Annotated in this window: 19 protein-coding genes and 1 pseudogene; 15 read left to right on the top strand and 5 right to left on the bottom strand. The window is 58.4% G+C overall.

Going from position 1 to position 23,741, the window contains the following annotated elements; genetic code table 11:
* Positions 1 to 135 precede the first annotated feature (135 nt).
* The 4 genes from WDN02_RS08590 to WDN02_RS08605 all read left to right on the top strand — a co-directional run bounded on the left by WDN02_RS08590 (position 136) and on the right by WDN02_RS08605 (position 2,199).
* Positions 136 to 405, top strand: coding sequence for a hypothetical protein (locus WDN02_RS08590; RefSeq protein ID WP_337293096.1), 270 nt, complete (start codon positions 136 to 138; stop codon positions 403 to 405).
* Positions 406 to 516: 111 nt separating this feature from the next.
* Positions 517 to 903, top strand: a complete 387-nt coding sequence (locus tag WDN02_RS08595; protein WP_337293097.1) for a hypothetical protein — start codon at positions 517 to 519, stop codon at positions 901 to 903.
* Positions 904 to 997: 94 nt separating this feature from the next.
* Positions 998 to 1,561, top strand: coding sequence for a sigma-70 family RNA polymerase sigma factor (locus tag WDN02_RS08600; protein ID WP_337293098.1), 564 nt, complete (start codon positions 998 to 1,000; stop codon positions 1,559 to 1,561).
* Positions 1,558 to 2,199, top strand: a complete 642-nt coding sequence (locus WDN02_RS08605) for a DUF1109 domain-containing protein (RefSeq protein ID WP_337293099.1) — start codon at positions 1,558 to 1,560, stop codon at positions 2,197 to 2,199. The genes WDN02_RS08600 and WDN02_RS08605 overlap by 4 nt, the downstream gene beginning before the upstream one ends.
* Before the next feature lie 101 nt (positions 2,200 to 2,300).
* On the opposite strand, the gene WDN02_RS08610 is transcribed toward WDN02_RS08605, so the two are convergent.
* On the bottom strand, positions 2,301 to 3,287 hold the full coding sequence (locus tag WDN02_RS08610; RefSeq protein WP_337293100.1) for a transporter: 987 nt from the start codon (positions 3,285 to 3,287) through the stop codon (positions 2,301 to 2,303).
* Positions 3,288 to 3,775: 488 nt separating this feature from the next.
* Between WDN02_RS08610 and WDN02_RS08615 the strand changes: the two genes are divergently transcribed.
* The 6 genes and pseudogenes from WDN02_RS08615 (at position 3,776) to WDN02_RS08640 (ending at position 11,304) form a co-directional block, all read left to right on the top strand.
* A complete protein-coding gene (locus WDN02_RS08615) occupies positions 3,776 to 4,132 on the top strand; it encodes a hypothetical protein (RefSeq protein ID WP_337293101.1) in 357 nt (118 codons plus the stop codon).
* Between the two features lie 197 nt (positions 4,133 to 4,329).
* Positions 4,330 to 5,307 (top strand): formylglycine-generating enzyme family protein, encoded by a 978-nt coding sequence (locus WDN02_RS08620; RefSeq protein ID WP_337293102.1) that lies wholly within the window; start codon positions 4,330 to 4,332, stop codon positions 5,305 to 5,307.
* Positions 5,307 to 7,058 carry an arylsulfatase gene (locus tag WDN02_RS08625; protein WP_337293103.1) on the top strand — a complete coding sequence of 584 codons (1,752 nt, stop codon included), beginning with the start codon at positions 5,307 to 5,309 and terminating at the stop codon, positions 7,056 to 7,058. Before WDN02_RS08620 ends, WDN02_RS08625 begins: the two co-directional genes overlap by 1 nt.
* A gap of 99 nt (positions 7,059 to 7,157) precedes the next feature.
* Positions 7,158 to 8,837, top strand: a complete 1,680-nt coding sequence (locus WDN02_RS08630) for an arylsulfatase (protein WP_337293104.1) — start codon at positions 7,158 to 7,160, stop codon at positions 8,835 to 8,837.
* Between the two features lie 85 nt (positions 8,838 to 8,922).
* Positions 8,923 to 10,317 (top strand): annotated as a pseudogene (locus WDN02_RS08635) (DUF1254 domain-containing protein); the annotation flags it as partial.
* Between the two features lie 42 nt (positions 10,318 to 10,359).
* Positions 10,360 to 11,304: a DUF1254 domain-containing protein gene (locus WDN02_RS08640; RefSeq protein ID WP_337294898.1), complete on the top strand. Its 945-nt coding sequence runs from the start codon at positions 10,360 to 10,362 to the stop codon at positions 11,302 to 11,304.
* A 254-nt stretch (positions 11,305 to 11,558) separates the two neighbouring features.
* On the opposite strand, the gene WDN02_RS08645 is transcribed toward WDN02_RS08640, so the two are convergent.
* Positions 11,559 to 11,771, bottom strand: coding sequence for a molybdopterin-binding protein (locus WDN02_RS08645; protein ID WP_337293105.1), 213 nt, complete (start codon positions 11,769 to 11,771; stop codon positions 11,559 to 11,561).
* 212 nt (positions 11,772 to 11,983) lie between these two features.
* Here WDN02_RS08645 and WDN02_RS08650 point away from each other — a divergent pair, with 212 nt between their 5' ends.
* Both WDN02_RS08650 and WDN02_RS08655 read left to right on the top strand, forming a co-directional pair.
* On the top strand, positions 11,984 to 12,214 hold the full coding sequence (locus WDN02_RS08650; protein ID WP_337293106.1) for a hypothetical protein: 231 nt from the start codon (positions 11,984 to 11,986) through the stop codon (positions 12,212 to 12,214).
* 246 nt (positions 12,215 to 12,460) lie between these two features.
* Complete coding sequence (locus WDN02_RS08655; RefSeq protein WP_337293107.1) at positions 12,461 to 12,949, top strand: acyl-CoA thioesterase; 489 nt, start codon at positions 12,461 to 12,463, stop codon at positions 12,947 to 12,949.
* Positions 12,950 to 12,970: 21 nt separating this feature from the next.
* Here WDN02_RS08655 and WDN02_RS08660 read toward each other — a convergent pair whose 3' ends face one another.
* A complete protein-coding gene (locus tag WDN02_RS08660; RefSeq protein ID WP_337293108.1) occupies positions 12,971 to 14,149 on the bottom strand; it encodes a patatin-like phospholipase family protein in 1,179 nt (392 codons plus the stop codon).
* Between the two features lie 147 nt (positions 14,150 to 14,296).
* On the opposite strand from WDN02_RS08660, the gene WDN02_RS08665 reads away from it, so the two are divergent.
* The 3 genes from WDN02_RS08665 (at position 14,297) to WDN02_RS08675 (ending at position 17,226) form a co-directional block, all read left to right on the top strand.
* Complete coding sequence (locus WDN02_RS08665; RefSeq protein WP_337293109.1) at positions 14,297 to 15,043, top strand: acetoacetate decarboxylase; 747 nt, start codon at positions 14,297 to 14,299, stop codon at positions 15,041 to 15,043.
* A gap of 152 nt (positions 15,044 to 15,195) precedes the next feature.
* Positions 15,196 to 16,254 carry a GDP-mannose 4,6-dehydratase gene (gmd, locus tag WDN02_RS08670; protein WP_337293110.1) on the top strand — a complete coding sequence of 353 codons (1,059 nt, stop codon included), beginning with the start codon at positions 15,196 to 15,198 and terminating at the stop codon, positions 16,252 to 16,254.
* A gap of 30 nt (positions 16,255 to 16,284) precedes the next feature.
* Entirely contained in the window at positions 16,285 to 17,226 is a 942-nt protein-coding gene (locus tag WDN02_RS08675) for a GDP-L-fucose synthase (protein WP_337293111.1), read from the top strand.
* Between the two features lie 62 nt (positions 17,227 to 17,288).
* Here the strand turns inward: WDN02_RS08675 and WDN02_RS08680 are convergent, their stop codons facing one another.
* Positions 17,289 to 20,603 carry an efflux RND transporter permease subunit gene (locus WDN02_RS08680; protein WP_337293112.1) on the bottom strand — a complete coding sequence of 1,105 codons (3,315 nt, stop codon included), beginning with the start codon at positions 20,601 to 20,603 and terminating at the stop codon, positions 17,289 to 17,291.
* The gene (locus WDN02_RS08685) at positions 20,600 to 23,719 is read right to left on the bottom strand and encodes an MdtB/MuxB family multidrug efflux RND transporter permease subunit (protein WP_337293113.1); all 3,120 of its coding nucleotides are present in this window, start codon (positions 23,717 to 23,719) and stop codon (positions 20,600 to 20,602) included. The genes WDN02_RS08680 and WDN02_RS08685 overlap by 4 nt, the downstream gene beginning before the upstream one ends.
* Positions 23,720 to 23,741: the final 22 nt, after the last annotated feature.

Consider the following 23,741-nt stretch of genomic DNA (forward strand, 5'->3'; position numbering starts at 1 on the left):
CGCCGCGATGATGCTCACGTGCATGAGGGGGGTGAACCACGGCGATCAGACGAGCCCGGCCCCAAGCTCCGGTAATACCGGCCCGATCATTCGCCTCATTGGCAAGCGAAAAGTCCTAAACAGAAAGAGAAAGACGTGACCCGAAAACTGAACTTCTTATTTCCCGCCATCGTCCTGATGGGCATTGCCGCTGCGTCAGTGGCGCTCGCTCAAAGTTCTCCTGCGCCCCAATCGTCTCACATGCAGGGGATGATGAGCGATCAGGGCAGCATGCAGCACATGATGAAACGAATGAAGCCCGATCAAATGAAGCGAATGACTGAGATGATGGATAAATGCCACCACATGATGGATGGCGCTCCCGCAGTGGGCGACGGGAAACGAACGTCTGCAGGCAAGTGCTAACGACCGCAATCCATCAAACCCAGTCGATGTAATTAGGGCTACTTGATGCGCCGTCCCGCGTCATCGGAAAGTTTTTCGCGCCCTTTGAGGGCAAAGCAAGAGGATCAATCCATGTCTATCGTCACCAATTCTTCACTGGAGCAAGCTCAGTCGAAAACCCTCTTCGTAGCGCGGCGCTGCATCGCCGCCGGTATGCTCGGTGCCGGGCTTCTTTTCGGTGGAGTGTCTCTGGTTGAGGCCGCGGCTCTTCCTCAACATCCTTGCACGCCGGAGCTTCAGAAGCTTTTGGCGGATTGGAATACGGTCGGTTTCGAAACGCCGTCAAAGCCCTCCCAGGCGACTGTTTACAGCCGGAGCGGGCGTGTTAGCTCCGGCCCTGAAGTGAGATATATGGCCAGTGAGATTCGGCAAGCAATATCGGATTGCCAGAATGGCGATGTGCCGTCGGTGCGGGCGCACGTTGCGAATGTGAACGAGAAGCTGAATCCGCAGTCGTAAATCGCAAGAGGATATCGGGGTCGCCTTTGCCGGCTCGTGGTGGAGGCGACCTATCTTTGCGTCCAGTTAAAGACGGTTTCATCGGGCACTCTAGATGGACATAAAGTCAGATGAGTCAGAGCTTCGGGCTCTCATGCTGGCGGGGCTTGATGGCGACGCGACATCCCAAAAAGTTCTTTTGAAGAAACTGAGTGGCTATTTGCGCGCTTACTTCAAGGGTCAGCTTGCGCGCATTGGACGTGGCCCCGTGGACGCCGAAGATCTGGTTCAGGAGACGCTCATTTCCGTCCATACCAAGCGACACACTTATGACCGCGCACAGTTGCTTACACCGTGGGTCTATGCAATTGCGCGCTACAGATTCATCGACTACCTGCGTCGTTCCAAAACAGCGAAAGTGGACGTGCCAATCGAGGAAGCCGAAGAGGTCTTTGCCTTGGACGATGCGTCCCCCGTCGAAAGCAGCATCGATCTGAAGAAGCTCCTCGCTCAGCTCACGCCCAAAACGAGACAAGCCCTCCAATTGGTTAAGCTCGATGGATTGAGCATAAATGAGGCAGCGGAGCGGGCCGGTGTGTCTCAATCCGCCATCAAAGTATCCGTGCAGCGCGGGTTGAACGCGCTGTCACTCTTGGTCCGGCAAAGGAGTCCTTCATGAAGACGGACGACCTCATCGACGTATTGGGCACAAATGTTGAGCCCGTTGGAGGCAGCCATCTACGCTTGTCGCTCATAATGACGCTCGTGGTGGGCGCGTCGATAGCCTTGTGTCTCGTGCTGGCAATTTTCGGAGTCCCAAAAAGCGAGTTTGGTCCGGAATTTTCGGCTCTTAAGTTGGTGGGACTGGCATTTACATGCGGCTTGGTCCTGGCGGGTGCTGGCTATCTGTTCCGTGCTGCGCGGCCGGGAGATTCGAGTCGGGTGCCCTTTGCTTTCATAGTGCTCTTGTTTCTCGCGATTTTCTTCGCGGCCTTCGTTGTACTCGCGCTCGTTCATATGCCTGTCAGGCAAGCGATGTTGTTTGGACAGCAATGGGTGCCATGTTTGATTTGTATCCCGTTGCTCGCCATCGTGCCGTTCGTGCTGCTCGTTCTTACGCTTCGTAAAGAAGCGCCGACCAATCTGACATGGACGGGTGCCGTTGCAGGATTGGTCGCCGGAGCCTTAGGAGCAGCGGCTTTCGCATTCCATCATCCCGGGGGCTCTCTGCCGTTTATTGCATTCTGGTACGGAGGGTCGATCATCCTCTGCGTCATCGTCGGCGCCGCGCTAGGCCCGCGGCTTTTGCGGTGGTGATTGTTTGAGCAACGCCCCAGGCAAACCTTTTCTTCGGAGAGCCCGCCTCGCGCCCAACTCGGCCGTTCAGGTACCGGCTTCCCGCAAGCGAACACAGTCTTTCATTGCCGCGCGGGGGGCTGCGCTGGTGCTGCTTGCGAGATAGCAAACGTTAGCCAAGCATTCCAGCCATAGGCGCGATTTTCCGCGGCAAATTCTTTGTAGGCTTTCACATTCAGATAGCCTTGCAATTTCCCCATCGGGATGATGTAGCCGACTTGGCCGCCCGCGCCGAAGACGCGTGACTCGAAACACCCAACACGATCACCCGCGCCGCTATCGCAGGAAAGCTCTTGGTAGGCGTAGCCGACGGCGCCGATCTGCCATTGTTTTGTCAGGAAGTGCGACGCACCCCAGTCGAAATGCATATCCACGCCATTTTGATATTGTGTCTGTGGGTTCCCATAATTGTAAGTGAAGCCGAGGGTACCGGACAATTCATTGCTAGTTTGCGGATTGAAATAAGTATACGCACCGCCCGCATCGGTCGCGGCATGACCAATTCCGAGATTGACGAGATTATCGGGATTATAGATGCCGATCGGAATGTTGGTCGTCACGTAAGCCATATAATTGTTGACGCCGGCATTCCAACGCAGCGAGAACATAGGCAAGAGGTCGCCAAACCCAAGGACGTTGTCGCTTGTGCCCCCTGAGACCGCAAATTCCCGCGGGCCGACGGCTCCATTCAATGTCGCGTTGACGCCCGCGAAGCTGCCGCCATAGGGGATCGCCATCGCGATCATTGCCTGGGCGCCCAGAACCGGGGTCGAGAAAGTGTAGCTCGGTATTGCGAGATAAAGGTCGGCGCGGCCATCGAGCCTTGCATTCAGATTGCCGTTGAAATTGGCGGTGATGTCCCCCCGCGTCACCTGCCGCGCAAAGACGACGCTTCCTCCTGCGCCGACCGATGGCGCATAGAAGATATTCGCGAGCGCGAAACCCGGCGTTTGCGGCGTTGCAGCGAGGCTCCCGAAAAAGCCGGGCACCCACAGGCTAACGCCGGTCTCATCGGCACGCGCAAAATCCGTCGATAGTCCGACGATCATTGTTGAGAGAATTAACGCGCGAACCGCGACGAGATTGTTTTGACGGTGATGTCGCCGGACGGCGCTTTCATTTGACTTGCAATCGTTCTGCGGCATGGAGTTCCCCCCGCATTCCTGCAAATCTGCGTAAGTAATCGCCAGAAAGTATCCGCGTGAAATATCGCTTTGGCTATCGTGCATAGAATACGAGAGCGGATTTTCCGTCGCGCGTGACACATGCGTCACAAATTGCATGCATAATGGCGACGCGCGCTCGCCCGAAGATTTCGGATTCGTTTGGAAACTGTTTTATGAAAACTCATTGAAATAGTTTCGTTCTCGCAGTTGCGAAGCCTTCAACACAACTTGTGAATGCGAAGAAATATCTGGTGCGCAGTGGATAATCGGAATAGCCTTTATTCGATTTTTGAATGATGCCTTGTTGTATTGCGGAGGTGAGCATGAGACCCAATACCTTGTCCCTCTCTTTAGGTTTATGCGCAGCGCTAATGCTGACCGTACCCGATGCCGCGCAAGCCTTTCGTGGCGGCGGCCACGGCGGAGGCTTCCATGGAGGCGGAAGAGGCTTCCATGGCGGCGGTGGCCATTGGGCGGGGGGCGGCGGCCGCTGGCACGGCGGCGGCGGCCGTTGGGCCGGCGGTGGTGGCCGCTGGCATGGCGGCGGTGGATATTGGCGCGGCGGTCGCTGGTATGGCGGCGGGGGTGGCTGGGGCTGGGGCGCGGCCGCAGCCGGCGCGGCGGTGGGAGCTGCGGCTGTCGGCGCTGCGGCAGCCAGTTCTTGCTACCAGCAGCAAAATGTCTGGAACGGCTATCAATATGTCCCGCAGTGGGTGCGGGTTTGCTGAGCCCTTTCGGGGCATAGAGGTATGACGACTTTAACAAGAAGGCTTTCGAATCCGCAGGTCGTCAACGTGTGACGATCCTTGCTGGCATCTCGTCGGAAATTTTCGCTCGCTGAACCAGGTTCAGCGCGGATCTGGGTTTTTGTTTGCAGGGCCGAGCGTTTCGGTTCCTGCGCAAACATCGGAGCCAAGACGCGGGAATGAAAATATCCGAACCGGCCTATCAATCGATTGAAGACGAGACGGCCCCGGCCGATATGGTCTTTATTCCCGGCGCGACGTTCCGCATGGGGTCGGATGACCACTATCCGGAAGAAGCGCCGGTTCATCGCGTGGCCTTCGATAGTTTTTGGATCGACGCGGCGCCGGTCACCAACCGGCAATTTGACGAATTCGTCCGCGCGACCCATCACGTCACGTTTGCCGAAATCGCGCCCGACCCGAAAGATTACCCGGGTGCGCTGCCGCATATGCTCTATGCGGGCTCGCTCGTCTTCACGCCGCCCTCGCATCGTGTCGATTTGCGCAACTGGGGTGAATGGTGGCGCTTTTTAAAGGGCGCGGATTGGAGCCGTCCCTATGGGCCGGAAAGCGATATCGATGGGCTCGACGACCATCCGGTCGTTCACATCGCCCATGTCGACGCGCTCGCTTACGCCAAATGGGCCGGCAAGGATCTGCCGACTGAGGCGGAATGGGAGTTCGCTGCCCGCGGCGGTCTCGACGGCGCGGAATACGCCTGGGGCGACGAGTTCATGCCCGGCGGAAAATATATGGCCAATACCTGGCATGGTGAATTTCCACGCGAGAACCTGAAACTCGATGGATATGACCGCACGTCTCCCGTCAAAGCATTTCCGCCCAACGGTTACGGCCTCTACGATATGATCGGTAATGTCTGGGAATGGACCAATGATTGGTTCACCCAGAAGCATCGGCCGGACGCGCAAAAGGCCTGCTGCATTCCGGAAAATCCGCGTGGAGGTCGAGCCGACGAAAGTTTCGATCCCGCGCAACCAAAAATCAAAATCCCCCGCAAGGCGATCAAGGGTGGCTCGCACCTGTGCGCGCCCAATTATTGCAGACGCTACCGCCCGGCCGCCCGACACGCGGAAGCGGTGGACACTTCAACCAGTCATCTTGGATTTCGATGCGTCTTTCGAAAAGGAGCAGCGTGATGAATTCCAGCGACGATAAGGCTGAAAAAACGCAAAAGCCAAGAGAAGGCGTAAACCGGCGCAGCGTGTTGCTATCCGGAACGGCGCTCGCTGCCGCGTCGGCGATTGCATCGGGTGCTCCGCAAGTCGCGGAGGCGCAGCAGCCTCCCGCGTCAGGTGGCAAGCAGCCGAATATACTCGTCATCATGGGAGACGACGTCGGCTGGTTCAACATCGGCGCCTATCATCAAGGCATCATGTCCGGCAAGACGCCAAACCTCGACAAACTCGCTGCAGATGGAATGCGGTTCACGGACTATTACGCAGAGGCAAGCTGCACCGCGGGTCGAGCAAATTTTATAACTGGTGAAATTCCGCTGCGTACAGGCATGACGACCGTGGGACAAGCGGGCGCCGATATCGGCATTCCGGATCAGGCCGTCACGATCGCGACCGTCCTCAAATCGATGGGTTATACGACCGGACAGTTCGGCAAAAACCATCTCGGCGACAAGAACAAATATCTGCCGACCGTGCACGGCTTTGATGAGTTTTTCGGATATCTCTATCACCTTGACGCGATGTCTGACCCCTATTGGTTCGATTACCCGCAAGAGTGGATTGACAAATACGGTCCGCGCAATCTCGTTCATTGCTTTGCAACCGATGTGGACGATCCGACAGAGATGCCGCGCTGGGGCAAAGTCGGCAAGCAGCGCATTGTCGATGAAGGTCCGCTTCCGCCGTTCCCGGATATGGGCGCCGATCATCAGAGTTGGCAAAAGGGCCGTCCTGCCAAATATGACATGGAGACTTTCGACGAAGTCCTCGTCGATCATACCAAGGGCTTCATGGACAAAGCCAAACAGGACGGAAAACCGTTCTTTATCTGGCACAACACAACGCGCATGCATGTCTTCACCTACCTGTCGGCGAAGTACAAGGCGCTGATGAATTACGACAGCAATTACAACGTCGAAGAAGCGGGCATGGCGCAGTTAGACGACAGCGTCGGCGTGATGTTGAAACATCTGGACGAAATCGGTGAGGCGGAGAATACGATCGTTATTTTCACGACCGACAACGGTGCAGAAGTCTTCACCTGGCCCGACGGCGGCATGACACCCTTCCGCGCTACGAAAGGCACCGTGTTCGAGGGTGGTTTCCGCGTTCCGGCGATCATTCGCTGGCCGGGCCGGATCAAACCCGGCTCCGTCGAGAACGGCATATTTTCCGGCCTGGATTGGCTGCCGACGCTCGCGGCGGCGGCCGGAAATTCGAATATCACCGATCAGCTTCTGCAAGGCGCCCAACTCGGCGATCGCACGTATAAGAACCATTTGGACGGCTACAATCAGATGGATTTGCTGACGGGGAAGGGCCCGTCGGCGCGTCATGAAATATTCTATTTTGGTGAGGCCCAATTGGGTGCCATCCGCGTCGACGATTTCAAGTACCAGTTTATTCAACAGCCGTACGGTTGGCCCGGCGAAAAAGTTACGACCGATATGCCGACGATCGTCAACCTTCGTCAGGATCCGTTTGAGCGAACGCCATCGCTCCGCGGCGAAACGCTTAACGAGGAGGGCGGCGGATACATGAACGATTTCCTAGCCCGCGAATTCTGGCGCTTCGTCCAGGTGCAACAGAAGGTCGGGGCGTTGGTGCAGACCGCTATTGAATTCCCGCCGATGCAGGCTCCGGCGTCCTTCAACCTTCAGGCCATCAAGGCCAAAATTGATGAAGCGATCAAGAGCCACGAAGGCCAGTAACGAACCGGCAGGTACATAGAGCGCGCGTTCGCCGGTCTCTGGCTGAGGCCATTTAAAGTTGAAGATCGGTATTGAGATCGCGTTGAACGGAGCAATCCCATGCGTTCAGATGATACTGGAATCAAAGGCGCCGGCAGAGACGGAATAAACCGTCGCAACGTCTTGCTGTCCGGAACGGCGCTCGCCGCTGTATCCGCCGTGGCGTCAGCTACGCCGCAGGTCGCGCGGGGACGAGAGACTCAGCCGCCCGCAGCAACAGACAAAAAGCCGAACATCCTCGTCATCTTCGGTGACGATATCGGCCAATCCGACATTAGCGCCTATACGTTCGGATTGATGGGCTATCGCACGCCGAACATCGACCGTATCGCCAAAGAAGGCTTGATGTTCACCGACTATTATGCCGAGCAGAGCTGCACGGCCGGCCGCTCGTCCTTCATCACCGGACAATCGGTGATCCGCACGGGCCTATCGAAGGTCGGCATTCCTGGTGCGACGGTCGGATTGCAGCCCGAAGACATCACGATCGCCGAAGCGTTGAAGCCCCTTGGTTATGCAACCGGGCAGTTCGGCAAGAATCATCTCGGCGATCGCAACGAATTTCTGCCGACCGTGCATGGCTTCGATGAATTCTTCGGAAATCTCTATCATCTGAACGCCGAAGAAGAGCCGGAAGATCCCGACTATCCAAAAGATCCGGCTTTTCGCGCCAAATTCGGGCCGCGCGGCGTCCTGAAGTGCAAGGCCAGCGAAACGGACGATCCGACCGTCGATCCGCGTTTCGGCCGCGTCGGCAAGCAGACGATCGAAGACACCGGGGCGTTGACGCGCAAACGGATGGAGACGATCGACGACGAAACCACGGGCGCTGCGATCGACTTCATCCAACGACAGGTCGAAGCTGGAAAGCCATTCTTCTGCTGGATGAACACGACGCGTATGCATGTCTTCACGCACGTGCGCGCCTCAATGCGCGGGCAAAGCGGCATGCCGGATAATGATTATGCCGACGGCATGATCGAACACGACGGCGATGTCGGAAAATTACTCAAGGGCCTCGACGACCTTGGCATCACCGACGATACGATCGTCCTTTACACGACGGACAATGGCCCACACATGAATTCCTGGCCGGACGCCGCGATGACGCCGTTCCGGAGTGAGAAGAACACGAACTGGGAAGGTGCGTATCGCGTGCCGGCGATGATCCGCTGGCCTGGCCATATCAAGCCCGGAAGCATTGCAAACGACATTTTCGGGAGCCACGACTGGTTTCTGACTTTTTTGACGGCGGCCGGAGATGCGGGCGTGAAAGACCGTCTTCTCAAAGGCTGGACGATCGGCGATCATACCTACAAGGTACATATCGACGGGTACGATCAGCTTGCCTACCTCACCGGTGAAGAGCCTCATTCGGCCAGAAGGGGATTCATCTATTTCAACGACGACGGCCAGCTCGTTGCGATCCGTTTCGATAATTGGAAGCTCGTGTTCTTCGAACAGAAAACGCCGGGAACGCTTGATATCTGGGGGGAGCCGTTCACGGCGCGGCGTTTACCTTTGTATTTCAATCTTCGCATGGATCCTTATGAGCGTGCACAGATAACGTCCAACTCCTACTACGACTGGACCGCGCACAAGGTCTATCTCCTCTATGGCGCCCAAGCCATAGCCGGCGCATTTGTGCAATCCCTTCAGGAATATCCGCCGCGTCAGACCCCGCAAAGCTTCAATCTCGATCAGATCATGAATAAGTTGAAGCAACCGACGGATGATTGATATCGAGCACTGGGAGCCAGCCGACAAACTTGGCTGACCTAGCCTGCGGATACGACCGAGCGAGCGTGGCACCGGTTGGGAGGAAATGATGAGCAAGCGTCTCGTAACTGCTCTCCTCGCATTCGGCATCGCGGCGTTGGCGTTGAATAGCGCGGCCGCGCAGTCGATTACGCCAGGCGAAGCGCGTGCCATCGCGAAGGAGGCCTATATCTATGGCTTCCCGCTCGTTGACAGCTATCGCATTCAATATTCGTATTTCGTGGATCATGACAGCGTGGAGTTCAAAGCTCCTTGGAACACGCTCAGCAATACGGCACGCGTCTTTACTCCTGACGACAGAGCCGTCCAGACACCTAATTCGGATACACCGTATTCATTCGTCGGCGCCGATCTGCGAGCCGAGCCGCTGGTCTTTACCGTGCCCGCGATCGACAAGGACCGTTATTACTCCCTCCAATTCATCGACATGTACACGTTCAACTTTGCCTATGTCGGCAGCCGCGCGACGGGCAACGAGGCGGGGCGTTATCTGCTCGTAGGTCCGAATTGGGAAGGCAAGATACCGGATGGCGTGAAGTCGGTGATCCGTTCCGAGACGGATTTTGCGATGATTCTCTATCGCACGCAGCTTTTCAGTCCGAGCGATATCGGCAATGTCAAAAAGATCCAGGCCGGTTACAAAGTCCAAACCTTGTCACAATATCTTGGAACGTCCGCGCCTAAGGCCCCGCCCGTCGATTTCCCGATGCCGCTCTCGCCCGAGCAGGAACGTTCCTTGCCGGAATTCTTCGATATCCTGAATTTCGTGCTTCAGTTTTGCCCGACCAATCCCCCTGAGCGTGATCTTATGGCGCGCTTCGCGAAGATCGGCATTGGGCGCGGCAAAACCTTCCAAGTAGAAAAAGCGGCGCCCGAGATACGAAAGGCCCTTGAAGATGGCATAGCCGACGCATGGAAGGCATTCGGAGAATATAAGACAGAGGAGATTGATACCGGAAAATTCACCAGCGCCGACGGCTTTGGCACGCGCGCGTTCCTAAACGGCAATTACATGGCTCGGATGGCTTCGGCCATCTTGGGAATTTATGGGAATTCGAAAGAGGAGGCGATTTATCCGATCTATTTTGTCGATTCCGGCATGCAAAAACTCAGCGGCTCTCATCGCTACACCTTACGCTTCGCGGCGGGGCATCTGCCGCCGGTCCATGCATTCTGGTCGCTCACGCTCTATGAATTGCCGGCAAGCCTGCTCTACGCCAATGCGCTCAATCGCTACCTGATCAATTCGCCGATGTTGCCTGAACTTCAGCGGGACGCTGATGGCGGCATCACGTTCTACATTCAGCACGAGTCGCCTGGCAAACCCTCGGAAGCCAATTGGTTGCCCGCGCCAAGCGGACCATTTTTCGTGGTGATGCGTCTTTACTGGCCCAAAGAAGAAGCTTTGAACGGCACCTGGAAGGCGCCGCCCCTGCTGCGTGCAAACGCGCAGCCGGTTTCGTCGCCATCGTCGGCCGATGCCGTGCCCGTCACCGCCGATAATTTCGTTCGCGCGGAATCCGACACTTATTTATCCGCCCTGGTCAAAGAAGGCGGTCTCGGGAAGTTCTTTCACCGCCGGGAGCCGGCATCTATCAATAGCCAGACCGTGATCCGCCTCAATCGCGATACGCTTTACTCGTCGGCGGTGTTCGATCTCGATGCCGGGCCGGTGACGATCATTCTGCCGGATGCGGGCAAGCGTTTCATGTCGATGCAGGTGATCAACGAGGATCAATATACATACGGGGTCTTTTACGGCGCCGGCGCTCATACCCTGACAAAAGATCAGATTGGCACGCGCTATGTCGTGGTGGCCCTGCGTACGCTTGTCGATCCGGCGAACGCGAAGGACATTGAGGATGTCCACGCCCTGCAGGACGCAATAAAGGTGGACCAAATCAGTTCGGGTACTTTTGAAATTCCACATTGGGATCGCGTCAGTCAGAAAAAGGTGCGCCAAGCCCTCCTTGTCCTGGGTTCGACACTTCCTGATTCGAAGGGAATGTTTGGCGCGAAGGGCGACGTCGATCCCGTGCGGCGGCTCATCGGCGCCGCCACGGCATGGGGCGGAAACCCCGAGAAGGAAGCAACTTATCTTACCGTCACGCCCGACAAGAACGACGGCACGACCATCTACAAGCTCAACGTGAAAGATGTTCCCGTCGATGGTTTCTGGTCGATCAGCGTTTACAACGCCGCAGGCTATTACGAGCCCAACCCGTATAATTCCTATTCGCTGAACGACATCACCGCGAAGAAAAGCGACGACGGTTCGGTCGCAATTCAATTCGGCCGATGTGACGGCAAAATTCCAAATTGCCTGCCCATCATGAAGGGCTGGAATTATCTTGTGCGGCTCTATCGTCCACGCGCGGAAATCCTGGACGGCAGTTGGATGTTTCCGGCGGCCGAGGCCGTACAATGAAAATGATGCTTCAGAAATTTGTCTGATCAGGCTTGAGGGCGGTTTCACGACGGCTTTGGCGCCTCGATAGCCCTAAAGGCGCTGTTCCGCCTCGAGCCAATTCCCACCCGCGCTCGTCCTGTCGGCGTCAAGCGCCTGCGGGCATCGGTCGAGCCAAGACGAGTTACGCGATCAGGGCGATTGGCTAAATCCGATAACGTGTTGGTTTGGGGCTGACAGATGGCGCGTAGCGCAAGCGCGCGCCGAGATGGTGCTCAGTCGCCAACGGCGATCATCACATCGGAGGCTTTAATCAGGGCGTGAACTTTCACGCCTTTCTTAAGTCCCAGGTCTTCGACCGCTTCATTCGTGATCGACGCGGTCAAGATCGAGCCGCCGGCGATTTCGACGCGCACATGCGCGGTGGTCGCGCCTTCCTTGACCTCGACTATAGTGCCGGGGATGAAATTACGTCCGGAGATTTTCATAATGTCGCTCCTTTGGTGTGAACGCGAAAATAGTGCACCGCGAAATATTTGCGAAGCTCAGGCACGGCGCATTTTTGGTGGCAGCTATGCAACAGCGGATTGAAAAATAGGCTTACCACAAGCCTCGTGCGGCATTTGCGCTTTTTGTGTGCTCTGGATTTGTGCCTATCCTGATGTTGCGGCGGTTGGGGCACCACCAATGGAGGTGGAGCATGATAGACCCGAAAGCAAATATGTCCGTTCTTCTGACATTGCAGGAGGTTGCGACCTCAGCAGCAGAAGCGGCTGAAGCACAGCGAGAGCGTTTTTCGCATTTGTTCAGTAATTGGATTGCACCGCGGGATTCGCGCGTGCGAGTCACGCTTGTCGCGCTCGAAGACAGGCGCATGGCGGCCCGGCGCAAGATTCTGGACGAACTCTCGCGGTTAGATCGTTTCCATTGAGCCCGGGCGAAGCCTGAGGCTCGTAAGATCGGAGCGTTCTAGTGTCCCGAAGTAACCCGGCAGATTATTGCTGTTCGGGATAATCAGACTCCTATATCTCGGCCGCCACTCCTCCCCGGCCGAGATTTTTTTGCCTTCGCCGAAGAGATTTTCGCAATTGCGAAGATGGCGCGCGAAAGCCCGCTTGGTTTAGCGACGCCCATGCTCTAGATCGGATCGCAGCATCTATTTTCGTCAGCGAGACCGATGAGCGCGCAAGAAAAATCTTTGTTCATGACCTTTCTGATGACGCCGGATATGGCCAATTTCTCCGGTCATGTGCACGGCGGCGCCATCCTCAAAATTCTCGATCAGGTCGCCTACGCCTGCGCCGCCCGCTATAGCAAAAGCTATGTCGTCACAGCCTCGCTCGATCAGGTGATTTTCCGCGAACCGATCCAGGTCGGCGAACTTGTGACCTTCAAAGCGAACGTCAATTATGTCGGCCGCAGCTCGATCGAGGTCGGTATCAAGGTCATTGCCGAAAATCTGACGACGCAGGAATCGCGTCATGCGATCTCATGCTATTTCACCATGGTTGCCAGAGGCACCGATGGGCAAGCTCGCGAAGTTCCGCCGCTCATTCTAGAGACGGAACTCGATCGCCGTCTGTTTGAGGCGGGCAAGATGCGCAAGGAGATGCGCGAGGAAATCATCGAGCGGAACCGGAAGCTCCACGTCGGCATGCCGGATTAGACGTAGGAACTCACGCGCGGCTTAGCGGTCTCGCTGCCGGTGGACGTCATGTACGACGATGCCATTTTCCGGCATGTCAAACCAGGCGTGATGCATCAGCGTGCGCTTGGTGTCTTCGTATCCGCTTTGCCAATGTTCGCGCATCGACGTTCCGGAAAAGTCGTAATCCTTGGCGTCGCCTTCGTAGGCTTTCTGCTGATAGATCAGATGCAGAATCGCGATATTCGGCATGTCCGCCAGTTCGTTGCGGAGCTTTCGCTCGTCATCCGTCAACGATTGATCCGGCAGCTTTGCCAGCGCCTCATAGGCGCGGTTCTTCCACGTGCGCAGTCGCTGGTACATGTCGGTATTGTAGCGCGTGCGCGAGGAATACATGATGTCCTTGTGGCGGGCCAGGACATCAGCCATCTCTCGCGGCAATGCGCCTTGTGCAGAAAAGAGATCGACCTGGAAGACGAGCGTGTGGTTCAGATCGTCCTGATCCAGCAGGTGCTGCAACGGCGTATTTGAGACAATGCCGCCGTCCCAATAATAATCGGTGCCGATCTTGACCATCGGCAGCGCAGGGGGGAGCGCACCGGAGGCCATGATATGCTCCGCCGCGATCTCTTCATTGCGATTGTCGAAATAGATGAAATTGCCGTTCAGGACGTTCACCGCTCCGACAGCAAAGCGCGTGTTGCCGTCGTTGATGAGCGAGAAATCGACAAATTCGCTCAATGTGGCGGCCAGCGGCGCGGAATCGTAGAAGCTCGTCGCTGTCTTGGCGCCGGCGACGTTGAGCCAGGGGTTGACATCGTGCGGCTTGAAAAAGCCTGGCTGGCCGAGTGCCATCGTCATCATGGCGCTCGTGGCATTGCGGGCGCGGCGATAGATGTCACCATCGGGCGTATAGGCCCAGACATGCCGATCGGTAATCTTTTCCCAGAAGGCGCGTAATTTTTCGAGGCGCTCGCTGCGCGGATTGCCGGCGATGATCGCGGCGTTGATGGCGCCAATCGAAACCCCCGTCACCCAATCAGGTTCGATATTGGCTTCATGCAGCGCCTCGTAGACGCCGGCCTGATAGGCGCCGAGGGCGCCGCCGCCCTGAAAGATGAGCGCGACTTGGTCGCAGCGATCGGGTCGCCAGCCGCCGGATTTCGATGGTCCGGTGAAATGGTTGCCTTGCTTGGCGTGGAAGGGGGCTTTTGCGTCCAAAATCGACCTCTCACCGCGCAGGCTAGGCAGGCCGGATTGCAGGAGTGTGACGCTCCCGCGTCACACCATTTTCAAGGTAAACAGGCAGAAGCAGAGCGCTGCCGTGGCATTTGACTTGCTGCGTGCTTCAGCTCTGGGAGCCCGACCATGCGCGCTGAAGATATCCTGCATTTGCCGTCCATGCCGCTTGCGAGCCCAAGCTATCCCAAGGGGCCGTATCGCTTCGTCGACCGCGAATACATGGTCATCACCTACGAGACAGATCCTGAGGTCATCCGCCATCAATTGCCGGAGCCGCTTGAGCCGCTCGACCAGCCGCTTGTCAGCTACGAATGGATCAACATGCCGGATTCCTCCGGTTTCGGCAGCTACACTGAAAGCGGCCTCGTCATCCCGTGCAAGTTCCAGGGTGAGGACGTGAACTTCGTCAGCCAGATGTATCTCGACGATGATCCGCCGATCGCCGGCGGCCGCGAAATCTGGGGCTTCCCGAAGAAATATGCGCATCCGAAGCTGAAGGTCTTCAAGGATACATTGACCGGGACTTTGCATTATGGCGAGCAACTCGTCGCCATGGGCACGATGGGCTACAAGCACGAAGCCATGGCCGGCAATGGCGTCGGTACGACGGCGATCCTGTCGAAGACGCAGATCAATCTCAAGATCATTCCCGGGGTCGATGGCGGCCACGGCATCTGCCAGCTGGTTGCCTACAATCTCACCGAAATCACGGTCAAAGGCTCGTGGACGGGTCCGGCGCGGCTGCATCTCGTGCCGCATGTGAATGCCCCCGTCGGCGACTTCCCGGTGCGCAATATCGTCGGGGCGCGCCATTTCATCGCCGACCTGAGCCTGCCTTATGGCCGCGTCGTCCATGATTATCTGAAGCCATAAATTAGCTCATATCAATGCCTTATCTGTGTCAGTCGCGGGCAGGGCCGCCTGCGGCTGGCGCGCGCATAGTCAGAGCCAAAAATCCGCGCTAGAGCATGTGCCCCGCACTGGCGTTGGCCAGGGCGCCCACCCGGATTTTTGCGGAACTCTCGATGTCAGATTCAAAAGTGGCTCTCATCACCGGCGTGACCGGGCAGGATGGAGCACTTCTCGCCGAATTGCTGCTCAACAAGGGCTATATCGTCCACGGCATCAAACGTCGTTCCTCACTCATCAATACGGATCGGGTCGATCATCTTTATCAGGACCCGCATGAGGCGGATGTTCGCTTCTCCATGCATTACGGCGACCTCACCGATGCGACGAACCTCATCCGCATCGTGCAGGAGGTGCAGCCGGACGAAATTTATAATCTCGCCGCACAGAGCCATGTGCAGGTGAGCTTCGAGACACCAGAATATACCGCCAATTCCGACGCGCTCGGGACGTTGCGCCTGCTTGAAGCGATCCGCATCCTCAAGCTCGTGGATAAGACCCGCTTCTATCAGGCCTCAACCTCGGAACTGTATGGCAAGGTCCAGGCGGTGCCGCAGACCGAGACCACGCCGTTCTATCCGCGTTCGCCTTATGCGGCGGCCAAACTTTATGCGTATTGGATCACGGTCAATTACCGCGAAGCCTACGGTATTCACGCCTCGAACGGCATTCTCTTCAATCATGAAGGTCCGACCCGCGCGGAAACTTTCGTGACCCGCAAGATCACCCGTGCGGTTGCGGCCATCCAACTCGGGTTGCAGAATAAGCTCTACCTCGGCAATCTCGATGCCAAGCGCGACTGGGGCCATGCGCGCGATTATGTCGAGGGCATGTGGCGTATTCTGCAGCAGCCGGTGGCGGACGATTACGTGCTGGCGACGGGCGAAGCCCATTCGGTGCGTGAATTCGTCGAACGCGCCTTCGCGGAAATCGGTATCGAAATCGCATGGCGTGGCGCGGGTGTCGAGGAGCAGGGCCTCGACCGCAAATCAGGCCGGGTTTTGGTTGAAATCGACCCGGAATATTTCCGCCCGACGGAAGTCGATCTACTCTTGGGCGACCCTACAAAAGCCCGCGACAAGCTTGGCTGGGTTCACAAAACGACTTTTCCGGAATTGGTGAAAGAAATGGTTGCGAGTGACCTCGTTCTCATGAAGAAACGCGGCCATATATAGCCCACCCGTTTGGGACGGAGCAATTCACGCATGACGCCATCACGCATTTTCGTGGCAGGGCACCGGGGCATGGTCGGCGCCGCGCTCATGCGCCGGCTCGCGCGCGAGAGGGCTGAGATCGTCACGGCTACGCGCGCCGAGGTCGATTTGCGCGATGCCAGAGCGGTGCGCGATTTTCTCGAAAGAGAGAAACCTGATGCGATCGTTCTCGCCGCGGCGAAAGTCGGCGGCATTCTGGCGAACGATACCTATCCGGCGGAGTTTCTACGCGACAATCTCGTGATCGAGGCAAACGTCATCCACGAGGCGCATCGCGCCGATATCAACCGGCTGGTGTTCCTCGGCTCGTCCTGCATCTATCCGAAGTTTGCGCCGCAGCCGATCAGCGAGGACGCGCTGCTGACAGGCCCGCTGGAGCCGACGAACGAATGGTACGCGATCGCCAAGATCGCGGGCATCAAACTCTGCCAGGCTTACCGTCGCCAATATGGTCGGCATTATATTTCGGTCATGCCCTGCAATCTCTACGGGCCGTTCGACAATTTCAACCTGGCAACGAGCCACGTGCTGCCGGCCTTGATGCGCAAGTTCCATGAGGCGAAGCTTGCCGGGCGCGACGAGGTCGTCGTCTGGGGAACCGGCACACCGCTGCGCGAATTTCTGCATGTCGACGATCTCGCCGACGGCACGGTCTTCCTGCTCAACACCTATGATGGCGCCGAGCCGGTTAATTGCGGCGCCGGCTTCGATCTTTCGATCCGTGAGCTGGCGGAAAAAATCGGTCGGACCGTCGGTTTCGAAGGGCGCCTTGTCTTCGATATGTCGAAGCCGGACGGGACGCCGCGCAAGCTCATCGATTCAAGCCGCATCAATGGCCTTGGCTGGAGGCCGCGCATCGGCCTCGAGGAAGGCATTTCCAGCACCTATCAATGGTTTCTGGAGACTCACGCCAGCGAGCTTGCAGCGGGCTAGGTTTTGTTCTGCCGCGTTTTCTTCACGCGAAGCGGTATTCACTTCGCTCGAAGGCGCTTTGGTTATTCCGCCGGGCTGGGCGCGGCGCGCGGCGGTAATGTTTCCGGCGCCGAGCCTTTGAAGAACTCCTGCACCCTATCGAGCAGCAGATAGAGCACCGGCGTCGTATAAAGCGTCAGCATCTGGCTCACGATCAAACCGCCGACGATCGAAATACCCAGCGGCCGGCGGATTTCGCCGCCCTCGCCAAAGCTCAACGCCAATGGCACCGCGCCGAGGATCGCCGCCGCTGTCGTCATCATGATGGGCCTGAAGCGCAGGATGCAGGCCTGGAAGATGGCATCACGCGCGTTCATGCCCTCGTCGCGTCGCGCCACGATGGCGAAATCGACCATCATGATCGCATTCTTTTTGACGATGCCGATCAGCAGGATCACGCCGATCAGCGCGATGATGCTGAAATCCGTCCGGCAGATCAGAAGCGCGAGCAGCGCCCCCACGCCGGCCGAGGGCAGGGTCGAGAGGATCGTGATCGGGTGGATGTAGCTCTCGTAGAGTACGCCGAGCACGATATAGACCGCCGCCAGCGCCGCGGCGATCAACATCGGCTCGTTGGCGAGCGAGGATTGGAACACGGCTGCCGTGCCTTGCGTGCTGCCGTGAATGTCGGCCGGCAGTCCGATGTCGGCCACGGCCTTGTCGATCTCATCCGTCGCATCGCCGAGCGAAGCGCCCGGCGCTAGGTTGAACGATATGGTCGCTGAAACGAACAGGCCGGAATGGTTCACCGCGAGCGGCGTGTGGCCCGGCGCGAAATGGGCGAAGGCGACGAGCGGCACCATGGTTTCGACGTTCGTCGCGACCGGCGAACCGGTGGACGTGCCGCCGTGGCCCGTTGCGGCGATGGCATTGATGGAAGCGTCACGCGCGGTGTTGATCTGCGCAGACGCGGCACTCGCCGTCGCGGTTGAGGCGGACCCGACCGGCGGCACGCTCGCCGCCGCGGTGCCCGCCGGGAGGGCGGTGGTCTGCGTCCCGCTTGGATTGCCGCCCGCCGTACTGACGTAGATACCTTTGAGCGCGGCAGGGTCTTGCCAATAGCGCGGCGCGACCTCCATCACGACATGGTATTGATTGACGGCGCTATAGATGGTCGAGACCTGCCGCTGACCGAAGGCGTCATAAAGCGTGTTGTCGATCTGGATAGGTGTGATCTGGAGACGCGAGGCCGTGTCGCGATCGATCTGCACGACGGTCTCAAGCCCGGCCTGTTGCAGGTCGGAGTTCACGTCGGTCAGAACCTTGCTCTTCTGCAATGCCGCGACCAGTTTCGGCGTCCACTGGTTCAGTTCTTCCGGCGTGTCGCCCTGCAACGTGTATTGGAATTGCGCATTGCCCTGGCGTCCCCCCACCTGAATATCCTGCACCGATTGCAGGAAGAGATGCGCACCGGGGATTCTGTTCAGTTTACGCCGCAACCGATCGATGACCTCATCGGCGGACGCGGTTCGTTGCGAGAGTGGTTTGAGCGAGACGAAGACAGAGCCGGTGTTGGTGCTCGAACGGCCGCCGCCGCTGCCACCGCCGGTGAAGCCGACGACATTGTTGACGGCGGGATCGGCCTGCACGATCGCCATCAGCTGCGTCATCTTCTTTTCCATGGCCTGGAACGAGATGCTTTGATCGGCCTGGATCGCGCCGATAAGGCGTCCTGTATCCTGCTGCGGGAAAAAGCCTTTGGGAATGATGCCGAAGAGGAAAACCGTAAGAGCCATCGCGCCGAAAAGGGCCAGCATGACAATCGCGCTGTTGCGAAGCGCCCAGCCGAGCGTGCGTTCGTAGAATTCCAGCACCCAGGTGAAGGGGTGCCAGCGCCGGCGCCGTTCCGGCCGATGCGTCGGCGCTTTCAGGATCAGCGAGCAGAGCATCGGCGTCGTCGTCAGTGAAATGACGAGCGAGACGAGAATGGCGATTGACAGGGTGAGCGCAAATTCGCGAAACAACCGGCCGAGCATCCCGCTCATCAGCAGAATTGGTGTGAACACGGCAATAAGCGAGAGGCTGATCGACAGAACCGTGAATCCGACCTCGCCCGCGCCGCGCAATGCCGCCTGAAAGCGCGGCACGCCCGCCTCGACATAGCGGCTTATATTTTCCAGAACGACAATGGCATCATCGACGACGAAGCCGGTCGCGATGGTCAGCGCCATCAATGACAAATTGTCGAGGCTGAAACCCATCAGATACATGATGCCGAACGTGCCGACGATCGAGACGGGCACCGCGACCGCCGGGATGATGGCGGCGCGGGGATTTCCAAGGAAGATAAAGACAATGAATGTGACCAGCACGACCGCGATCACCAGCGTGCGTTCGGTGTCGTGTAGCGAGGCGCGGATTGTCAGGCTGCGATCGATCGCTGGGGTGATCTGCACGTCGGCGGGCATCGCCGCTTGGAGCACCGGCAACTCGGCTCTTACGCGATCGACCGTGTCGATAATGTTGGCGCCCGGCTGACGAAACAGAATGACGAGCACGGAAGGCTGACCGTTTGCCAGCCCTTCGTTGCGCAAATCTTCCACGGAATCGTCGATCTCGCCGAGATCCGACAGATGCACGGCGTTGCCGTTGCGATAGCCGACGATCAGCGGCATGTAATCGGCCGCTTTGGATGCCTGATCGTTCGTATAGATCTGGTAATGAACGCCCCTGTCCTCAATCGCGCCTTTCGGACTGTTCGCATTGGCGGACGCGAGCGCGGCACGGATGTCTTCGAGACCGATGCCGTAATTGAAGAGCGCCGTCGGGTTGAGTTCGACGCGCACCGCGGGCAGGGCCGCGCCGCCGATCATCACCTGGCCGATGCCGGCAAGCTGCGACAGGCGTTGCTGGAGCACGTTGCTGGCGGCATCGTAAAGCGCGCCGCGCGAAAGCGTCTTCGACGTCAGGGCAAGGATGAGGATCGGCGCGTCGGCGGGGTTGAGCTTGCGATAGATCGGATTGCTGCGCAGCGCGGCGGGGAGATCGGCGCGCGCGGCATTGATCGCGGCCTGAACGTCGCGGGCGGCGCCATCGATGTCGCGGTTCAAATCGAACTGCAACGTAATACGCGTCTGCCCGAGGCCGCTCGTCGAAGACATTTCGGTCACGTCGGCGATCTCGCCGAGGTGGCGTTCCAATGGCTCGGCGACGCTCGTTGCCACGGTGTCGGGGCTTGCACCGGGAAGCTGCGCTTGCACCGAGATCGTCGGAAAATCGACCTGCGGCAACGGCGAGACCGGCAGTTTTGTGAAGCCGAGGGCGCCAGAAATGAAAACGCCAATGGTGAGCAAGGTCGTTGCGACGGGGCGCCGAATGAAGGGCGAAGAAAGGCTCATTCGCCCGCCTCGCGCGGGGTCAGCCTTGTATTGCCGGTCCACCGCGAAAGCCGCTGTGCCAGCCGGTCAAAATAGAGATAGATCACCGGCGTCGAAAAGAGCGTGAGCACCTGGCTGAAGATCAGGCCACCGACGATGGCGACGCCAAGTGGCCGGCGCAATTCCGAGCCCGTGCCATTGCCGAGCATGAGCGGCAGGGCCCCGAGAATCGCCGCCATCGTTGTCATGAGAATCGGGCGGAAGCGCAAAAGACAAGCCTGATAGATTGCTTCCTCGGGCGGCAGGCCTTGATCGCGCTCTGCATCGAGCGCGAAATCGACCATCATGATCGCGTTCTTTTTGACGATGCCGATCAGCAGAATGATGCCGATGATCGCAATGATGTCGAGGTCGTCGCCCGCGATGATCAGCGACAGCAAGGCGCCGACGCCGGCCGAGGGGAGCGTCGACAGAATCGTGATCGGATGAATGAAGCTCTCGTAGAGAACGCCCAGAACGATATACATCGTCAGGATCGCCGCGAGGATAAGCATGACCTCATTGCCGAGCGATGCGCTGAAGGCCGCCGCGCTGCCCTGCATGATCGAGACGAAGCTCTGCGGCAGGCCGATATCTTTCTGCGCCTGATCGATGGCTTCGACTGCGGCGCCAAGCGACGAGCCGGGCGCGATATCGAAGGAAATGTCGGTTGCCGGGAATTGGCCGAAATGGGTGATCTGCAGTGGCCCCGGCCGCTCGCTAAGGTGGACGATCGCGGAGAGGGGCACCTGACCGTTTGTCGTCGAGGTCGATGACGGCAGATAGAATGTATTCAGCGCCGACAGCGCATGCTGGAGATCGGGCGATGCCTCCATGATGACGCGATATTGGTTTGATTGGGTGTAGATCGTCGAGACGATCCGCTGGCCGAAAGCATCGTAGAGAATGTTATCGACGGTTGCGGGCGTCAGGCCGAAGCGGCTCGCGGTTTGACGGTCGATGGTGATGTCGAGCGCGCGGCCCTGCTGCGCCAGATCGCTCGCCACGTTTGTGATTTGCGGCAAAGTCGAAAGCTTGTCGACAAGCTTCGGCGTCCAAGTCTGCAGCGCATCACCGTCGGCGTTTTCGATGAGGAAGTGATATTGCGCGCGGCTGACGGAGGAATCTATGGTGAGATCCTGCACCGGCTGCATGTAGATCTGGATACCCTGCACGCCGCGTGCTTCGCGCCGTAACCGCCGGATGATGTCAGTGACTGTCGCCGTGCGCGCGTCACGCGGTTTCAGGTTGATGAGAAAACGGCCGCTATTCAACGTCATGTTGGTGCCGTCGACGCCAATGAAGGACGTGAGGCTGGTCACGTCCTGATCTTTCAGCAGGACATCGGCCAGCGCCTGCTGGCGATCCGCCATCGCGCCGTAGGAAGCAGTCTGGCTCGCCTCGGTGATGGCTTGAATGAGGCCGGTGTCCTGCACCGGGAAGAAGCCCTTCGGGATTGTGATATAAAGGAGGACCGTCACGACCAATGTCGCGATGGCGACGAGCAGCGTTAGCGGCTGATGGTCGAGGACGATGCGAAGCGCCCGCCCGTATTGATCGATAATCCATTGAAAGCCACGATCGGCGGCGACCGACCAGCGGCTGCGCTGTGACTCCGGCCGATGCCGCAAGATTTTCGCGCAGAGCATGGGGACGAGCGTCAGCGACACGAAGGCCGAGATGATGATCGTTGCGGTGAGCGTGATGGCAAATTCGTGGAATAGCCGACCCACGACTTCGCCCATGAAGAGCAGCGGGATCAGCACCGCGATCAGCGATATGGTGAGCGAAATGATCGTGAAGCCGATCTGCGCCGAACCTTCGAGCGCAGCCTGCAGCGGCGCTTCGCCGTTTTCGATATAGCGGGCGATGTTCTCGATCATGACGATCGCATCGTCGACGACGAAGCCGGTCGAGATGGTCAGCGCCATCAGCGACAGATTGTCGAGGCTGAAGCCGAGGAGATACATCACGACCAGCGTGCCGACGAGCGATAGCGGGACCGAGAGACTCGGAATGATGGTCGCGGGAAGATTGCGCAGGAAGACAAAAATAACGAGCACGACGAGGACGACGGCGAGCGCAAGTTCGAACTCGACATCGGACACCGAAGCGCGGATCGTATTCGTGCGGTCGCTGAGGATCGAAATGTTGAGGGCGCTCGGCAGGCTAGCCTCGATCTGCGGCAGCAAGGCCTTGATACCATCGACGACCTGGATGACGTTCGCGCCCGGCTGGCGCTGAATGTTGAGCAGGATCGCCGGCGTTTTATTGGCCCAAGCCGCAATCTTGGTATTTTCCGGGCCGCGAACCGTGGTCGCGACGTCCGACAATCGGACGGGGTTTCCGTTGCGATAGGCGACAATGATTTTATCGAATTGGCTCGCGTCAGTGATTTGATCGTTCGCGTCGATGGTCGTCGATTGCGCCGGTCCGTCAAAGCTGCCTTTCGGCGTATTGACGTTCATATTGCCGATCGTCGTGCGGATATCGTCGATGTTGAGACCGTATGCGGCCAGCGCGCGCGGATTGAACTGAACACGGATCGCCGGCCTGTTGCCGCCGCTGATGCTGACGAGGCCGACGCCCGGCTGTTGCGAAATCTTCTGCGCGAGCCGCGTTTCGACGAGGTCTTCGATCGACGTCAGCGGCAGCGTCTTCGAGGTGATCGCGATTGTGAGAATCGGCGCGTCGGCGGGATTGACCTTCGCGTAGATGGGCGGCGCCGGCAGATCGCTCGGCAGGAGATTCGTGCCGGCATTGATCGCCGCTTGCACTTCCTGTTCGGCGACATCGAGGCTGAGATCGAGGTCAAACTGCAGGGTGATCACCGACGCGCCGGCAGAACTTGCCGAGGTCATCTGGTTGAGGCCCGGCATTTCACCGAGCTGGCGCTCGAGCGGCGCGGTGACCGCCGAGGTCATCACCTCGGGACTGGCGCCGGGGTAGAACGTCTGAATTTGAATGGTCGGATAATCGACCTCGGGCAGGGCCGAGAGCGGGAGGAACCGATACGAAAAAGCGCCGGCAAGCAGAATTGCGACCGTCAGAAGGGTGGTCGCCACCGGCCGCAGGATAAATATCTGCGACGGATTCATGCCGTGTGCTCCGTTACGCGAT

The organism is Methylovirgula sp., assembly GCF_037200945.1.
In the GTDB taxonomy this organism is placed as follows: Bacteria; Pseudomonadota; Alphaproteobacteria; order Rhizobiales; family Beijerinckiaceae; genus Methylovirgula.

Excerpts from the sequence above, each read along its gene's own strand:
- WDN02_RS08595 (WP_337293097.1), top strand. The coding sequence starts at position 517 with ATGTCTATCGTCACCAATTCTTCACTGGAGCAAGCTCAGTCGAAAACC.
- WDN02_RS08600 (WP_337293098.1), top strand. The coding sequence starts at position 998 with ATGGACATAAAGTCAGATGAGTCAGAGCTTCGGGCTCTCATGCTGGCG.
- WDN02_RS08605 (WP_337293099.1), top strand. The coding sequence starts at position 1,558 with ATGAAGACGGACGACCTCATCGACGTATTGGGCACAAATGTTGAGCCC.
- WDN02_RS08610 (WP_337293100.1), bottom strand. The coding sequence starts at position 3,287 with ATGATCGTCGGACTATCGACGGATTTTGCGCGTGCCGATGAGACCGGC.
- WDN02_RS08615 (WP_337293101.1), top strand. The coding sequence starts at position 3,776 with ATGCTGACCGTACCCGATGCCGCGCAAGCCTTTCGTGGCGGCGGCCAC.
- WDN02_RS08620 (WP_337293102.1), top strand. The coding sequence starts at position 4,330 with ATGAAAATATCCGAACCGGCCTATCAATCGATTGAAGACGAGACGGCC.
- WDN02_RS08625 (WP_337293103.1), top strand. The coding sequence starts at position 5,307 with ATGAATTCCAGCGACGATAAGGCTGAAAAAACGCAAAAGCCAAGAGAA.
- WDN02_RS08630 (WP_337293104.1), top strand. The coding sequence starts at position 7,158 with ATGCGTTCAGATGATACTGGAATCAAAGGCGCCGGCAGAGACGGAATA.
- WDN02_RS08645 (WP_337293105.1), bottom strand. The coding sequence starts at position 11,771 with ATGAAAATCTCCGGACGTAATTTCATCCCCGGCACTATAGTCGAGGTC.
- WDN02_RS08650 (WP_337293106.1), top strand. The coding sequence starts at position 11,984 with ATGATAGACCCGAAAGCAAATATGTCCGTTCTTCTGACATTGCAGGAG.
- WDN02_RS08655 (WP_337293107.1), top strand. The coding sequence starts at position 12,461 with ATGAGCGCGCAAGAAAAATCTTTGTTCATGACCTTTCTGATGACGCCG.
- WDN02_RS08665 (WP_337293109.1), top strand. The coding sequence starts at position 14,297 with ATGCGCGCTGAAGATATCCTGCATTTGCCGTCCATGCCGCTTGCGAGC.
- gmd (WP_337293110.1), top strand. The coding sequence starts at position 15,196 with ATGTCAGATTCAAAAGTGGCTCTCATCACCGGCGTGACCGGGCAGGAT.
- WDN02_RS08675 (WP_337293111.1), top strand. The coding sequence starts at position 16,285 with ATGACGCCATCACGCATTTTCGTGGCAGGGCACCGGGGCATGGTCGGC.
- WDN02_RS08680 (WP_337293112.1), bottom strand. The coding sequence starts at position 20,603 with ATGAGCCTTTCTTCGCCCTTCATTCGGCGCCCCGTCGCAACGACCTTG.
- WDN02_RS08685 (WP_337293113.1), bottom strand. The coding sequence starts at position 23,719 with ATGAATCCGTCGCAGATATTTATCCTGCGGCCGGTGGCGACCACCCTT.